Here is a 16,411-nt window from a genome sequence, read left to right as displayed (position 1 = left end):
TCAGAAATGGACAGAAGAAAATTTCTCCAGCTGAGCGGCGCCGGCCTGGGCTTTTCCATGCTGCCGCTGTCCGGCAACCTAGTGGCGGAAAGCAAGCTGGTCCACAGCGGGATGGACGTCGCCGTCAAGAAAGAACTGGCGGATGCGGCGCTGAACACCGCCACCAAACTGGGCGCCAGCTACGCCGACGTGCGCATCGGCCGCTACCTGAACCAGTATGTGATTACCCGCGAAATGAAAGTGCAGAACGTGGTCAATACCGAGTCCATCGGTATGGGCGTGCGCGTAATCGCCAACGGCACCTGGGGCTTCGCCGCCACCAACGATATGACCACGGACGGCATCGCCCGCGCCACCGCACAGGCTGTCGCCACCGCCAAGGCCAACGCCAAATACCAGAAGGAGCCGGTGCAGCTGGCCAAGCAGAAGGGCTACGGTGAAGTCAGCTGGAAAACCCCGCTACAAAAGAACGCCATGGAAATCCCGCTGGCGGAGAAAGTCGACCTGCTGATGGAAGTGAATAAATCCGCACTGGACGCCGGTGCCAGCTTCATCAATTCCATGCTGTACCTGGTCAACGAGCAGAAGTATTTCGCCTCCACCGACGGCTCCTATGTCGACCAGGACGTGCACCGCCTGTGGGCACCGTTCAGGGTCACCGCGGTGGACAAGGAGGACGGCGGCTTCCGCACTCGCCAGGGCCTGGGCCAGCCGGTGGGCCGCGGTTTCGAATATCTCGACGGTCGCGGCGAAGACAAGGTACAGTCGCAGACGGTGTTGTATCGCGATTCCTACGATATGGTCGAGGATGCGCGCCTGGCCGCGCAGCAGGCCCAGGAAAAGCTCAAGGCCAAGTCCGTCAAACCCGGCAAGTACGACCTGGTGCTGGACCCGAGCCACCTGTGGCTCACCATTCACGAATCCGTCGGCCACCCGCTGGAGCTGGACCGCGTATTGGGCTACGAGGCCAACTACGCCGGCACCTCCTTCGCCACCATCGATAAATGGCGCGACGGAAAATTCCAGTACGGCAGCGATAGGGTCAACCTGTTTGCCGACAAGGTACAGCCCGGCTCCCTCGGTGCGGTCGGCTACGACGACGATGGTGTGAAGACCAAACGCTGGGACCTGATCAAGGATGGTATTCTGGTGAACTACCAGGCGATCCGCGACCAGGTGCATATGCTCGGGCAAAAGGAGTCCCAGGGCTGCTGCTACGCCGACAGCTGGTCCAGCGTGCAGTTCCAGCGCATGCCCAACGTGTCGCTGCAGCCGGGCGAGGAAAAACTCAGTGTCGACGAGATGATCAAGGATGTGGAAAAAGGCATCTACATTATCGGCGACGGCTCCTTCTCCATTGATCAGCAGCGCTACAACTTCCAGTTCGGCGGCCAGCTGTTTTACGAGATCGAGAACGGCAAGATCACCGGCATGGTCGAGGACGTCGCCTATCAGTCGAACACCCAGGAATTCTGGAATTCCTGTTCGCAGATCTGCGACAAACGCGACTACCGCCTGGGCGGCTCCTTCTTCGACGGCAAGGGCCAGCCGAGCCAAGTCAGCGCCGTGTCTCACGGCAGCTCGACCGCGCGGTTTGATGGTGTAAACGTAATCAATACCAAACGCAAACTCGGCTGATTTTTTGGCACCGTTTTTGTAGGAGCCTGCTTGCAGGCTCCTACAGGGTAATATCGTAGGATGGGCAAAGCGCAGCGTGCCCATCAACCCCCAATGATGGGCACATCGCTATGCCCATCCTACAAATTTGTCGATGCTGTAAAACCATGCCATTAACCCGCAGACACTTCCTGCAAAACCTGTTGCTGACCAGCGGTGCCCTGCTGCCGATCGGCGCGCGCGCACAGCCGGAGCAACACTACGACTTCCACTTCACCCGCCTGATGTACGAGTCCGGCGACTGGGACGTGGACCAGCGCATGCCCTCAAACCTGCTGAATTCCCTGGTGGAATACACCAACCTGAAAGTCGACCCCACAGAGCACATAGTGCCGCTTGCGGACCCGGAAATGCTGCTGGCGCCTTTCTGCTACCTGTCCGGCCACAAGCTGGTGGAATTCACCACCGCAGAGGCGCGCAATTTCCGCGACTACGTCAATCGCGGCGGCTTCGTGTTCGTGGATGACTGCAATCACGATATCGACGGCCTCTTCGCCAAGTCCTTCGAGGCGCAGATGGCGGAGCTGTTCGGCGAGGACTGCCTGCAGAAACTGCCGCACGACCACGACCTCTACCACTGCTTCTTCCAGTTCGACGAACTGCCGGTGACCAGTTTCGAGCTGAACGGCTGGGGCGACGACCTGGTGCACGACTACCTGAAAGCCATCCTCGTCGACGGGCGCATCGCGGTGCTCTACAGCAACAAGGACTTCGGCTGCGAGTGGGACTACGATTACCGCAACAAGCGCTGGCTCGCCACCGACAACACCAAATTCGCCGTGAATATCGTTATCTACGCACTGACAAGCTGAATCCCATGCCCAATACCATTGACAGTACTATCGAAGAAACCATAGAGCAGCGCCTGACCGCGCTGGAGAAACTCAGAAGCGAGATCAACAGGGTCATCATCGGCCAACGGGAAGTGGTGGACCAACTGCTGATCTGCCTGCTGGCCCGCGGCCACGCGCTGCTCGAGGGCGTGCCCGGGCTGGGCAAGACGCTGCTGGTAAAAACCCTGGCGGATTGCACCGAACTGGCGTTCAAGCGCGTGCAGTTCACACCGGACCTGATGCCCGGAGACATTCTCGGCAGCGAAATTCTCGAAGAGGACCACTCCACTGGCAAACGCTTCTTCAAATTCCAGCGCGGTCCCATTTTCACCAATATCCTGCTCGCGGACGAAATCAACCGCACACCGCCGAAAACCCAGGCGGCACTGCTGGAATCCATGCAGGAATACGCGGTGACTGTGGCCGGCGAAACCACAGCGCTGCCGGAACCCTACTTCGTGCTGGCGACCCAGAACCCGATCGAACAGGCCGGCACCTACCCGCTGCCGGAGGCACAGCTGGACCGCTTCCTGCTGAATATCCATATCGACTACCCGGCGGAGCGGGACGAGATCGAAATCCTGCGCGCGACCACCGGCGGTGCCACAAAAAAACCCGCGCCCTGCCTGGACGCCGCCGAACTGCTGGAAATGCAGCGGCTGGTGCGCGAGATCCATATCAGCGACGATCTCTATCACTATGCCGCTCGCCTGGTGCGCGCCACCCGCACCAGCGAGGGCACCAATTCGAAATTACCGCAATGGATCAAATGGGGCGCCGGGCCGCGGGCCGGCCAGGCGCTGATCCTGGCCGCCAAGGCACGCGCGTTTCTGCAACAGCGCCTCGCGGTCACCCGCGCGGATATTCAGGCGCTGCTGCTGCCGGTACTGCGCCACCGCATCCTGCTCAGCTTCCACGCCCAGGCGGAAGGCATCACGGTTCCGCAACTGCTGGACGAACTGCTCGACAGCGTGCCGGAACCCGGGCGGGACTGATACCGTGAGATTGATCCCGTGAAATTGACGGACCCGCTGACGCTGGCCAGCACCCGCGACCTCGCCTGGCTGTCGCGGCATATCGCCGAGGGCATGCTGCTGGGAATGCAACACAGCCAGCGGCGCGGCGCCGGCATCGAGTTCCAGCAATATCGCAGCTACGAGCCCGGCGATTCCATCCGCCATATCGACTGGAAACTGTTTGCGCGCTCGGACCGCTACTTTGTGCGCGAGGCGGAACGGGAGAGCCAGATGCACGTATGCATCGCGCTCGATACCAGCGCCTCCATGGCACAACCCAGCTTCACCCATCCGCAACTGAACAAACTGCGATACGCAAAATGCTGGATCGCCACCCTGTGCTGGCTGCTGCACCGCCAGGGCGACCGCTTCTCCCTGCTGGCGCTGAACGACGGCGGCACGCGCTTTATTCCCGAAGGCCAGGGCGAGGAGCACCACCGGCGCGCCGCGCTGGAACTGGAACGGCTACAGGCGGTTGGCCACTGGCCGGGAGAAAAGCAGCTGGCCCCTCTCTGGAAACACTTCGAGCAGCCCTGCCAGGTGGTGCTGGTCAGCGATTTCTTCGAACGTAATACCGAGATCAGCGCCTTCGCCAACCGCCTGCAGGCCGCCGGGCGCCCCTGCCTGCCGCTGCAACTATTGATAGAAGCAGAAGAGACATTTCCCTTCGACGGCGAACTGAAAATCCGTGATCCGGAATCGCCGTCCATCACCGAAGTCAGCGCCCGCCGGCAGCGCGCCGATTATTTGCACGCATTCAATGCCGCGCAAAAGGCGCTGGCCGCGCGCTTCGCCAACTGGGAGTGTCCACTCACCAGCGTCGCCATAGAGCGGCCGCTGGAGCAGTCCCTGCGCCATTTTGTCGGCGCGCATTCGAGGATCGGCTGAAATGTTCTGGCAGTCCTCCCAATGGCTCTGGCTGCTCGCCGCGCTGGCGATTCCGCTGCTGATTCACCTGTTGCGACGCAATGCAACACGGGAAATCACTTTCGCCGCCGTGCACTGGTTGCAGAGGGAACGCCAGCACAAAAAACGATTGCTGTTGCGGGAAAAATGGCTGCTGCTGTTGAGGATGCTGCTGCTCGCGCTTCTGGCAATTTTGCTCGCGGGGCCCCTGTTGCAAAGGGACAACCAGGCATCCGAAAAGATGCTGCTGGTGGACCCGCGCATCGAACGCGCCGAGCTGGAAACATTCCTGGGGGAAAACCCCCGCTTCGCCTCCGTTCTGTGGCTCCTGCCAGATCCCTTGCCCATCAGTGAATCGCGGCCGCAGGCGCCGGATCTCTGGCGCACGCTTTCCAGTCTCGCCGATGCCGGAGAATTCCGCCGCGCCCATATCCTGTTGCGCCACGCGCAAAATCCGAGCGGTCACGGCGCCCTGGCGGTCAGTCCGCACTGGCGGTGGCACGCACTGGAGAACGGGAGTAAAGAAGAGTCCTCACCCCTGCCCAGGCTGACGCTGCTGGGCCAAAGTCCGACCTGGCTTGAAGCGGTGCTGCAGCAATTGCAGAACACCGTCGCGCCGCAACTGGAGCTGCAAAAGCTCGCCGCTGCCGGCCTGGCAAGCGCAAGCGAGCAGGACTGGCTGCTCTACGACACAGCCGGCGAGCTGCCCGCAGCGCTGCAGCAATTTATCCGCGATGGCGGCCTGCTAATCACCGACCAGCGCGTGCAGCCAGCGGGTGGAATACAATTTGTCGAAATCGCCGGTGACGAACCGCTTCAAGCCGCCGCATTAGGCCGCGGCAGCTGGCTCCGCTACGGGCGCGACTGGCACAACGCGGATTTTTTCCACCGTCCGGAACTCCCGGAAAAACTGTGGCAACAGTGGTTCGCCCAGGACTGGGCGCTGCAGGCGCGCGGCCGCGGGCTCTGGTCCATCGATGCACCGCCGGGCATTGCGATAGCGGATGCCGAAGTGCATCGATTCCGCCTTATGCCGATAGAGCAATGGCTGTTGTTGGCGTTTGTGCTGCTGCTCGCGCTGGAGCGCACAGTCGCACTTGCACGACCCGCGGTGGGGAGTGACGGCCATGACTGATCACGCCCATCCATTATTGCGGTGTGCGGCCCGCCGCTGGCGCGGCGGCAGTCTGTGGCCCTATTGCTGGCTCGCAACGGCCGTTGCCGGGATCAGTGCAATCGGCATTGTGCAATTGCAGTGGTCGGGCTGGATTCTCTTCGCGTGCCTCGCCGCGATCGCGCTGGCCCAGCTGCTGGATCGAAACTGGCGCCTCTCAACGACCGAAATCTGCCGCAAGCTGGACGGCCACTTTGCGCCGCTGCAGGACAGCAGCCAGCTACTGAACAATCCACCGGATACACTCGGGCCACTGGCGCAAGTGCAGCGGCAACGCACGGCCGCCGCACTGCAGCAGTTGCTGGACAGCGGTGCACTGAAGAATTTCAGGCCTCCCTGGCACCGCAGCGCAGTAGCCAATGCCATCGGCGTCTGCCTCGGCCTGCTGGTGTTTGTCATCGCCAATACGCTGCCGCAATCCGACGCGCCCGGCCAGGCGCCTGGCGCACAGGCCGCTGTTGCAGCAGCGTCAATCGAAGTGGCAGAGGCCGTCACCGAAATTCAACCGCCCACTTACACCGGCCTGCCCGCGCTGACCCAGTCGCTGCAGGTGAAGGCACCGGAGCAGTCGCGTATCAGCTGGCGGGTCACACTGAATGCACCCGCCAACGCGCTGATGATGCTCGCTGCGCGCGAGAATTTTTCTTTTTCCACTACGGAAACGCTGCCCAGCCGCCACTGGCAGCTGACGCGGACGCTGGCGGAAACGGATTTCTACCAGCTGTCCGTGCACAGCGGAGAGGAAGAAATACTGCTGCCGCAGATTCACAATATCGAGATCGAAGCCGATCGCGCACCGGAATTCTCCTTCAGCCTGCCGCGGGACAACGTGACGACGATCAATGCCTACAGCGAGGCATCGCCGCTGCTGCAGGTCGATGTCGAGGTGGCGGACGACTTTCAGGTGACGAAAACCGATCTGTTGATCACCCTTGCAAGCGGCGACGGCGAAAATGTCCGCTTCCGGAATGACAAAATAAAGCTGGAGCCGACCGACACTGCGGAAGGCGCAAAGCGTTATCGCTTCAACGTGCCGATAGAGCGCTACCAGGTCGAGCCCGGCGACGAACTCTACTGGTTCCTGCAGGCGCGCGACAACCGCGAACCCGAGCCGAACATGCAGAAGAGCCAGCACTTTATTATCCGCTGGCCGCAGGAGGAGATTTTCGGGCTCAGCGATGCCGAGGGAATGGCAATCAAGGTTCTACCGGACTATTTCCGCAGCCAGCGCCAGCTGATCATCGATACCGAGGCGCTGCTGGCGGAACGGGAGCAACTCAGCGAGAGGGATTTCCGCAAACGCTCGGAATCCCTGGCCTATGAGCAGAACCTGCTGCGCATGCGCTACGGCCGTTTCCTCGGCGAGGAGGACTCGGCGCTGGAACACGATGACGAATCCGGACACGACCACGAAGCGCATGGCGAAAGCGTAGACGCGCACGGGGAGGAACACGAACACGACGATCACGAAGACCATGAAGATCATGGAAATCACGGACACGACCACGAAGCCCCGCCACAACAGTTCGGCGACGCCAGCGGTGTGATCGCTGCTGCGGGCCACAGTCACGACACTTCGGAACACGCAACCCTGTTCGATCCGCAGACCAAGGAACTGCTGCGCAGCGCGCTGAATGCCATGTGGAGTTCCTGGCGGGAGCTGTCGGTGATCGAACCCCACGCCTCCCTGCCCCACCAGCACACTGCCCTGCGGAACATCAAGCAGGTGCAGCAGGCCTCGCGCATCTATCTGCAGCGTGTGGGTTTCGAACCGCCGGCCCTGGACGAGAGCCGGCGTCTCAGCGGAGAACGGGACGACGTAAAGCCACCACGCGTAAACGCCGCGCGCAGCGACGACGAGCGCGAACAGTTGTTGAAACTGCTGCAGCGGGTGCGCGCGGACGACGCACTGGATGACGGCGCGGTGAAGGAACTGCTGTCGCTGCCGCAGCTGCGCGAGCAACCGCAATTGCGGGTGGAATTGTCGAAGAGCCTGCGCCTGTACCGACAGCAAGAGGATTGCACCGATTGCCGCCGACAGCTTTCCGCGCTGCTGTACCAGCTGCTGCCGGCGCCGCAGGCGCAGCCGTCGCTACCGCGGGAACGCGCAGCCGCAGACAGTTTTGACAGTTGGTTACGAGAACAGAGCAGGGGGCGCGAATGAATTTCTGGATTGCCGCCGTCTGCATCGGCGCCCTGGGAACTTCCTTACTGCTGATCGCCCGCCGAAAAACAAGTGGAGCGGTGCTGCAGGTCGCCATCTGGGGACTTGTCTGGGTGCTGGTGAATCCCCCCGCGCTACTGCCGCCGGCGAAAACCGCCGCCCTGCCTATCGAACTGCCGCAAAGCCGGGACGCACTGCGCGACCTGCCGCCGACGCGACTGCGAGTGGAAACAGAGAGCGACGCTCCCGACTGGCAGGTGGACTGGCCGCAACAGCTGTCGCTGGGCGAACCTTTGCAGCTGCGCATCGCTCACGGCAGCGGAATTGCGAGCCGCCTGATTCTTGAAGATCCGTTTGGCGGTGAAACGGAGAGCGCCATGCTGTCCGCAGAAAGCGGCGAAGCGATACTCAGCGACACACCTAAGCTTACCGGTCGCTGGCTCTATCAACTGCGTATCGAGACCGAAACCGACGGCGGCACCACTGTGCGCCGCGAGCCGCTACCGATACAGGTGCACGCGCCGAAGGCGCCGGGAGTTTTGCTATGGCTGGCACGCCCGGGGTTTGAGACCGCTGCCCTGTCGCGCTGGCTGCGCCAATCCGGCACGCCCGCCCGGGTCGTCACCCAACTGGCACCGGGAATCGTCCGCCGGGAATACTTCAACGGACTGGACGCAAGCACCCCACAGCTGCTCGACCCCGATGGCCCCTTCGACCTGCTGATTCTGGACAGCCACCTGTGGCCGCAACTGAGCCTCGCGCAGCGGCAAGGGCTGCCGGCCCTGGCCGAAAAGAAATCCCTGCTGTGGCTTGCGGGCACCGACAGTCCCCGCGACTTCCTGGATTACGCTCGCGCGCAGGGTATGCCCCTCGCCCCCGCAAATATGGCCGAGGCGGCAGGCGGCGGGGAAATGCCTCTGCTGGCGCTCACCGGCTACCAACCGCAGCGAAGACACCCCGGCGATATCCAACTCGGTGCCCAGCCGATTTACTGGGCGCGCAGCAACCCCGACCAATCGCTGGGCTTTGTGCTCTTCGACCGCAGTCACCGCTGGATCACCGCCGGCTTCGTCGCCGACTACGCCCACCTGTGGAAAACCCTGTTCGACCACCAGCTGGCCCACCGCGGCGACCACACGCCGGTAAAATTGCGGAGCCAAATACCGCGCGAGCAGCAGCGAGTGACCCTTTGCAGCGCGGCTTTTTCCGGGGCGACGCCGAAATTGGTCGCATTGGACAACGAAGGAACAGGGAATCCACTAACCAACGTGGCCCTTCCCGCCGATGGCGGCGGCGCCTGCTATTCCTGGTGGCCCAAACAGCCCGGCTGGCATCGCATCGACGGCGGTAACGGCGAATTCGATTTCTACGTATTCCCCCGAGAGGCCTGGCCGCAATGGCAGCGGGCCATAGCGCGCACCGACACCCGGCAGATGGCCAGCGCCCGCCTGGGCCCGGCCGCGGATAAAGAGGCCCCGCGCAATCCGCTGCCGCGACACTGGATTGCGCTGGCGCTGATACTGTTGCTGGGGTTCGCTTGGTGGAGGGAGCGCAGATTGCTGCGCTGAGGTGGATTAGTTCAGACCAAATGAGCGACTTCAATCGGCATCAGCTCCCACAGCTCGTTCTGATGGAGCCAGACCGGATCAGCATTCTCCTCAATGAACTGATCTATAGGCATAGCATCCACGGTTGGTGGTCGCTTTATTCTGACTAGCCGGCACGCTAATCCTGAGCGACTTCGTCCTCCAGCACCCAGTCCCCCAGCGCCACATTCGCCAGATGTTCCGGCCCGCTCAGTCGTACCGAGATGCTCGCCGGTAGCGGCCTGGAGCAAGGCTCGGTGCGGTAGCGGGCCTGCCAAGGCATTTCCTCCACAATCGGGTTGGGCACCTTGGCCCGGGGGATAATCTGCCCATCGCGATCAAGCGTCTGCGCCCAGCAATCGAGCGCCTGCCACTGCCCGGTATTGCCGTCCTCATCGCCAAAGCGCACTTCGACGGTCACGCCGTCCACCGGCCCATAGACGTTGGAGTGGACCAGCTCCAGGTACCACTGCGGACCTTCGTCCACAACCTCGGCTTCCAGCAGCGACTCGACCGGCAGCTCCCAGAAAGTCTGGATACTGGATGGGGCGGCCTTTTGAACGGGCCGGGCTCCGTCAAAGCCGAACTGCTTCATATGGGTGACCAGTTCGCGCAGACCCATGCCCTTGAGCTCGTCAAAAAAATCCTCGTCCAATTTGTCCTCGGCCTTCTCCACATCCAGCCCGGCGTCCATCAGCGCGTCGATGATGGCACAGCGCTTTTGCAATTGATCGGCCGCGTCTTCGTTGGACAGGGTCAGGCGTTTGCCCTCTTCCTCCAGCGCTCTGCGCTTTTGCTCCGCCTCGCGCATAAGCTTGTCCAGATTGGAGCCATCCGGAGCGATCAGATCATTATCCACATGAATCGAGTGGGAACCGGCCGGGCCGATGTACTTGGTCAGATGATAGGCATAATAACCGTGACCGGGCAGGCGATCATTCCAGAAAAGGTGGGAGGTGCACGCCTCCTGCACCGGGTTCAGAAAACGGGTGATGGCTTTGTTGATATCGAACTTGCCAGCCAGGGTGCGGCGCACCGCGTCCACATCCAGCCGGGCGCAGTCGTAACAAAACAACAGCTTCTGCACCGGCGCACCCAGTTTTGCGCAGACTTTAAGCTGCTCCAGCAAATCCGGGTAGGCCAACAGCTCGCGCACCAGGTTGGCATTGGCGGCAAAGGGCTTTTGCCCGGAGGCTTCAAAGGCTTGCAGAAACTCGCGCACGCCATCTACGCCGCGCGCGTAAAAACACAGCTCGGGCGCAGTGAGTTTGAGCCGGTCTTTATCGGCCGGTTTGGCGCCGGTTTTTAACAGCACTTCCATGGCATAGCGGTTGCCGAGCCGGCAGGCGCTCAGCAAGGGCGTTCGGGCGAAGTTGAGTTGGGGGCCGAACGTTTTGGTGAGATAACCCTCAATGGTGTCGATAGGGTATTCCACCCCGTCCTCACTGACATGAAAATTGATGCCGGCTTGAAAGTCATCCTCTATCGGCGCGGCAAAGGCGAGGGCCTGCTTGTTTTGGGACAGCCGGTCGATTACCAGGCGGTTGTCACACTCTATGGCCAGATCAAACAGGGTTTTGCCGGGAGCGACCACCACACAGGGGTCGTTCAGATCTTCAATTGCGGCGAGGGCTCTGTCCTCACCGTTTTTCACCGCCAAGGCTAGTTCATTCAGTGAAAGAGACATGATGGTTCTCGTGACCTCCTGGTAAAAAAGTAAAATTCACCTCAGTTTCTAAGTATTGTCTACCCTAACGGGGAGCTTGAAGCGACATAGTTTCGCTCTCGTAAAGGGCCACCGCCTGTCCCTGGTGATAAGGAAGCCGACGCTTCCTTACCGACAAATTTTCTGAGAGGCAACCACAATACCGGCTTGAGGTTGTCGCTCCCTGAAGAGTTAAGCGGAAGTAGCAGGAACGAAGCCTACAGACTACGACTTTACTCTAAGATTAATGCCGGGCTGCCAGCTAGCTGCACTATATCTTTTCACCACAACCGCCGCTTTATCTCTCGGAGAACAAGTCGCAATAACGTTGAGATAACAGTCCTCGCCGCACGAAAAATATGCTTACCAGGAGCTTAGGGCATACCGTATGAACTATCCGCGAGGAGCTGTTCATCGTTTTGTTGTACATGGACACCGGTACGATATTGCCGGCGCCCTTCTTTACTAATGGAATTTCCTTCCTGTCGCGAAGGCCACCATCGATAAGATAGGTGGGAACTTCCCCCACAGAGCTCGCAGTAAAGTACCATAGATATTCGGTCGGCACTATTGGGAGCCGATGCTAATGTGCCGCATACCTTGAACGCTGAGTGCAGGGGCAGCTTACTTTATGCAAATTTTTGCGAGAGTGTGAGCGCAGCGAACCGCAAAATGTGCATAAAGTAAACTATCCCTCTTCCGGGTAGGAGCCGCCCCCTCGGGCGACGCCCCCACAGATCCGGACTTGACCTTTAAGTCATCCGGTTCTTCAGCACGTTCCCTGTTAAAAGATGTTTGTGTTCCTGCAGCAACGCCCATCGCTAACTGTGCTCCAAGCCGCGCGACAAACGTTATGTTCGTCTATATGACATTCACAGTGACAGAACTTGCGAGCTTAACGTCTCTCTCCTGGTTCCACGATCAAGCCATCTTCTCCGGTTTTCACTTCCCTACAGTGGGTCCCGCGGACAAAAGGTTCCCCACCTACTATATGAAAATTTCTCCCAAGAATTCGGATTTATCTCGGCACGATTTATATAAATGCTTTTATCTTGCACTGCATTCTACGGTTGCCATTCTCCCCGCTAACTTTTGTCGATTGTGAAATTATTTTTATTTTCTTGTCTGACGATTCCTGGGCTAACTTTCTCACGATATCTAAGCACTTCAATGCAGCATCGGTCTCATCTTTATCAACTTCTAATTGAACACTATGTTCAAAATTCCGCTCTACATAGCCCTTCTTTTTTAATTTATAATTATCGTAGGCGTCCTTTGTTGTACTTACCGTGTCTTTAACTAGCTCCTGGGGTTTTACCTCTAACTTTACACAGGCACCTAAAGACAACACCAATATAACCACAATCAGTTTATCCACTATTTTTCAGTCCTTTATTTAACGTCACCTTGAATTACGCTTGATAATGCGGTCTAAATAAGCATTCTCAGTGGTAAACACGCCATGAACATTACCAGTATAAATGCTGCTCTGGATATCGCTCACTGAGAAAATAAATCGAGAACTAGCTTCAACCTTCACAGCCCTATTTACTCCGGTAAGTGTAACACCCGCTAAATCAAGCCTGCTGCCAGATGCTTTTAACGCAGTACGCCCCGCGAATGTAGTATTGGTAACGTTCAGAACAGATTCTTTCGCCTCAACCGCCACTTCGCTTGAAGAAATGCTAGTATTTAAAATTTCAATCACAGAATCAGTTACTCGTAGTTCTACTGCTGTGATGTTCTCGAGTTTAACACCGGAACAGTTTCTAATGTCGATAGACTGGTATCGCCCGGTGTAAGTTTCGCCCACCTCATTCTCACACACTAAATTTCCAACAACACTGTTTGTGTCAACCACGTTCGATTCCACCGGCCAGCTATCAGTCAAAGCCGACACTAACAATCGATTGAATGCTTCAGGATGGGTGTTCATAGGAACATGGGCTGCGTCTTCGATAACTTGTAACTCCGCATGTTGCATACGCCCCTTCAACAAGAGCCCTGTTCTCAAAGGGGCAACCGGATCGTTCTCCCCCCAAATGATATAGGTCTTTATCGGTAACGACTCAATGGCTACGCTGAAATCCTCAACGATTAACGCCAAGGCTGCATTTCCGCTAGGATTATTGGAAAATGCTATGTTCCAAATTTTTTCACTTCTGTTTAGTAGCGGCGTTGGATCAGGTGTTAACGTGGACAACTCCACGACGCTGCCACCGAAATCAATTATCTGTGTACTTAGCTTTTGTAGCGCAATAGAGTCAGTATTGGTATCCAGTGGAATCTTTCCGACATGCTTTAAAAATGCTGTTCTCTCCAAAATACCTGCTGCATCAACCAGCACCAACTTATTAACCTGCTCAGGATATTTGGCTGCATAGCGCAATGCGACAGCACCACCCATTGAATGGCCAACAACGGTAACCTGTTTTTGAATGTAATTATCCACCAACCATGCGGCTACCTCAGCATAATTCGTAGGCGAATAGCGACCAGTAGGGCGACCAGAGTTACCAAAACCAGGCAAATCAAAGGCGATCACGTGATAGTTACTCTCTAATGCGGGAATGACTTTGAGCCAATCTTTGGAACCAAATTTCCCTAACCCATGAATAAGCAATACGACTTCCTTATTGCTCACACCTGTTTCAACCACATGGATCTCAGAACCAAACACAGGTTCCACCATCACATGTTTCTTCCATTCTGTTGGATACAAATATGATTTTATTGCGAGTGCTTGCCCAGGCTTTGAGACTTCATTGGTCGTCTCATTTTCATTTCCCTGTATAGAATCTTTAACATTTTTCGTTAGAGTTTTCACATCCTCTTTCGCTTTCTCAAACCAATCCGCTTCTACAAGTGGTGTCTGTACCAATAAAATCAAAAATAGGCCAATAAAATTAAAGCATCGAGTTTGCATACTTTGAATTGTCAAATCTTTCAATTCTCCACTATTCAATTCCATGACTCCGCAATAAAACTTTAACGATTGCTGGCTTGGAAGGCGTACAAAGCAATAGACAGATTCCAGCGCATTCTAGTTATAATGGGTCTCTATCAAACCCCCAGTCTTTTTTCCAAACACTGTTTTTGCTTGTGATCCCTCAGAAGATTGTTCTAGCCCTGCCCTGTTATTAGTGGGGCTGTTTTCATTACCTGGCGATCAATGCTGCGTACGGTGATAAATACTACGATTTCAGTACGCTGACATATATGTCACATAGTAACATATATAAATGTGCTATCTGAGCGATAGCCAATTCTAAAATAGAGCACCTGAGACGTGCGGTTTTCCCGCATCCGGTTCCTCGGTTGTACTCGTTTCCGCGCGGACCTTCACAGCTACCCATTACAAGGCCCAATGGCTACTCCCCCCAGTGAGGTTAACTCATGTTGATCCAGTCCGAAGTGTCCGGCATGAGTTTCCTTTAGGGGCTACGTACTCCCGTGGGGTCCTTTGCCATGTGATCGGCTTTCCGGACCTTCGACTACTATGCCCCATAAGACACCCCTCGGCATACGGCCTTCGCAGGCCTACCTGGTCGCTCCATATTCCATGACTTCATCCGAGCCCACACCGTTTCCCGGCTCCTCACCCTTCCGCGCCCCAACACTGACAGTATCGTCACTTCACCTCGTACCAGGAGCCTTTGGGGCTTCCTGAGTTCCTCGACGTACTCTTCCCGCATGCCACGGCCTGATGACTCCGGTGGTCTTCCACATCTTTGCCATTAGCAGATGCTTCCTGTGGCTTTCGAGCACGTTAAAACTCTCAGCGACCACAACGAGCTTTCGAAGCTGTGCCAGCACTTCAGGGAACGCGGTTTCCCCTACGGCCTACTGGATTCTCTGTGTACGCTTACCTCATCTATTGTTCGCAGTTACCTGCTCCGCAATGAGATCAACACTCGATACGGGCGGGTGGCTAACCCTTACCCGACGGGGACTTTCACCCCGCAAGATACGCCGGGCTTCGCCCAGTGCAACAACGTCTTGCTCAGCGGGTGAAAAAAGCGCAGCTTTTTTTGATCTGCTGTAGCAACTCGTTAAGTACCTGGTATGGCACTCGAGTAAGACTTTTGCATACTACTAATAAACCGCAACACCACCAAACAGATAACCTGCCGCTCAAAAGAAGGAGGGGTTCCTTTCCATGAGCATAGACAGATACCGTGTTCCCCATGCTCTCGTAACAGGTCAACGTGATGCACATATTCATCGCGGACCCTCACGAACATCCTGCTATCGAGCCGAACTCGGCTAGTTTTCGACTCATAGAGGGCGTAGCTTTCTGTAAATGTTCCATTTATATAGAATTTGATACTTCGCCAGAAAAATAGTCCTTTAGCCACCATGGAGCATTCATTACCTACCGCGTCTACAAAGGTAAAGCTGTAGGTGCTCAGCGACTGGACTACTTTTCCGTGACAATACGGACTCAGGTCTTTGGTGACCGTAAATTCCAGCCCGTCTCTATAGAAGCGATACTGACTCATAGCTATTACCTAACGCCGCTCAGCACGCGCGGCTACGGAATGGAGGTGCCGCCGCAATGTAGTGGACGTCGCCGTGCCTGGCTTGGTTATGCTTTGAATCAACTCTCCAGGTTCAACTTCATTTCTAGCAGAGAACCTCGAAAGCCAAACTTCTCATATGCTCGAACAGCGGAACTATTCTCCGCATACACGTCAAGATAGAAGTCGGTGACTCCTCGTTGCTGGCCCCAACTGACCAGATCTTCCAAGATGACCTTGTTTAACCCGAGCCCTCTGTACTCCTCTGCCACATACATGAAACCTAAATATCCATGGTTGTCGTGGTTCAAGGCAGGCTTTGAGTGACGGACCTGAACGTACCCTGTAGCGATAATGTCACCAGAAACTTCTCCAACGACCAACCTACTATCACGATCAGAAATCAGCTTTTCGATGTCGTAGTAGTAGGCGTCTTTTTTTTCAGAGACGCATTATACGGACGCTCAGCGTTAATCACTTTTTGTTCCAATGCCGCGAGAGAATGATAGTCGTAAACTCTTGCTTCCCGCACAATCAATTCATCTAAATTCATCAATACTCCACCCCAATGTTGCATAAATTTCCGGCATTTAGCACCAATAACACTATAAATATAGGGGTTTAACGCAGTTTAAGCGCTGTCGGAGAACTTCACCGACGGTGAACTCTTGCGACAGGCAAAATAAGCTGATTTTTTCATGAAAATTTACCCAAAGACAAGAAAGCGGCCTGCCATTTCCGGTAAAATTGGAGGTGCAAACCAAAACCAATAACCGAAAACGGAGACCGCTTGCCGTGAAGTTTAGCAAGGCTGACACAATTTATAAATC

11 protein-coding genes are annotated in these 16,411 nt (G+C 56.8%); 7 read left to right on the top strand and 4 right to left on the bottom strand.

Features of this window, described 5'->3' with window-relative positions; all coding sequences use genetic code 11:
* The first annotated feature begins 6 nt into the window (after positions 1-6).
* From ACRC0P_RS14030 to ACRC0P_RS14000, 7 genes are all read left to right on the top strand, one after another.
* Complete coding sequence (locus ACRC0P_RS14030) at positions 7-1,638, top strand: TldD/PmbA family protein (protein WP_438631927.1); 1,632 nt, start codon at positions 7-9, stop codon at positions 1,636-1,638.
* A 146-nt stretch (positions 1,639-1,784) separates the two neighbouring features.
* Entirely contained in the window at positions 1,785-2,489 is a 705-nt protein-coding gene (locus tag ACRC0P_RS14025; protein ID WP_438631926.1) for a DUF4159 domain-containing protein, read from the top strand.
* Positions 2,490-2,494: 5 nt separating this feature from the next.
* Complete coding sequence (locus tag ACRC0P_RS14020; RefSeq protein WP_438631925.1) at positions 2,495-3,505, top strand: AAA family ATPase; 1,011 nt, start codon at positions 2,495-2,497, stop codon at positions 3,503-3,505.
* An 18-nt stretch (positions 3,506-3,523) separates the two neighbouring features.
* Positions 3,524-4,414 (top strand): DUF58 domain-containing protein, encoded by an 891-nt coding sequence (locus tag ACRC0P_RS14015; protein ID WP_438631924.1) that lies wholly within the window; start codon positions 3,524-3,526, stop codon positions 4,412-4,414.
* Position 4,415: 1 nt separating this feature from the next.
* Positions 4,416-5,567, top strand: coding sequence for a BatA domain-containing protein (locus ACRC0P_RS14010; RefSeq protein ID WP_438631923.1), 1,152 nt, complete (start codon positions 4,416-4,418; stop codon positions 5,565-5,567).
* The gene (locus ACRC0P_RS14005; RefSeq protein WP_438631922.1) at positions 5,560-7,770 is read left to right on the top strand and encodes a hypothetical protein; all 2,211 of its coding nucleotides are present in this window, start codon (positions 5,560-5,562) and stop codon (positions 7,768-7,770) included. The genes ACRC0P_RS14010 and ACRC0P_RS14005 overlap by 8 nt, the downstream gene beginning before the upstream one ends.
* Entirely contained in the window at positions 7,767-9,338 is a 1,572-nt protein-coding gene (locus tag ACRC0P_RS14000) for a hypothetical protein (RefSeq protein ID WP_438631921.1), read from the top strand. The genes ACRC0P_RS14005 and ACRC0P_RS14000 overlap by 4 nt, the downstream gene beginning before the upstream one ends.
* Positions 9,339-9,495: 157 nt before the next feature.
* On the opposite strand, the gene ACRC0P_RS13995 is transcribed toward ACRC0P_RS14000, so the two are convergent.
* The 4 genes from ACRC0P_RS13995 to ACRC0P_RS13980 form a co-directional block, all read right to left on the bottom strand.
* Positions 9,496-11,043, bottom strand: a complete 1,548-nt coding sequence (locus ACRC0P_RS13995) for a hypothetical protein (RefSeq protein WP_438631920.1) — start codon at positions 11,041-11,043, stop codon at positions 9,496-9,498.
* A gap of 1,051 nt (positions 11,044-12,094) precedes the next feature.
* Positions 12,095-12,439 carry a hypothetical protein gene (locus ACRC0P_RS13990; RefSeq protein ID WP_438631919.1) on the bottom strand — a complete coding sequence of 115 codons (345 nt, stop codon included), beginning with the start codon at positions 12,437-12,439 and terminating at the stop codon, positions 12,095-12,097.
* A 24-nt stretch (positions 12,440-12,463) separates the two neighbouring features.
* Positions 12,464-14,026 carry an alpha/beta fold hydrolase gene (locus ACRC0P_RS13985; protein WP_438631918.1) on the bottom strand — a complete coding sequence of 521 codons (1,563 nt, stop codon included), beginning with the start codon at positions 14,024-14,026 and terminating at the stop codon, positions 12,464-12,466.
* Positions 14,027-15,661: 1,635 nt separating this feature from the next.
* Positions 15,662-15,964 carry a GNAT family N-acetyltransferase gene (locus ACRC0P_RS13980; protein ID WP_438631917.1) on the bottom strand — a complete coding sequence of 101 codons (303 nt, stop codon included), beginning with the start codon at positions 15,962-15,964 and terminating at the stop codon, positions 15,662-15,664.
* Between the last annotated feature and the right edge of the window lie 447 nt (positions 15,965-16,411).

Source organism: Microbulbifer sp. (genome assembly GCF_051659245.1).
In the GTDB taxonomy this organism is placed as follows: Bacteria; Pseudomonadota; Gammaproteobacteria; order Pseudomonadales; family Cellvibrionaceae; genus Microbulbifer.
This window is presented reverse-complemented; position numbering and strand designations above follow the sequence as displayed.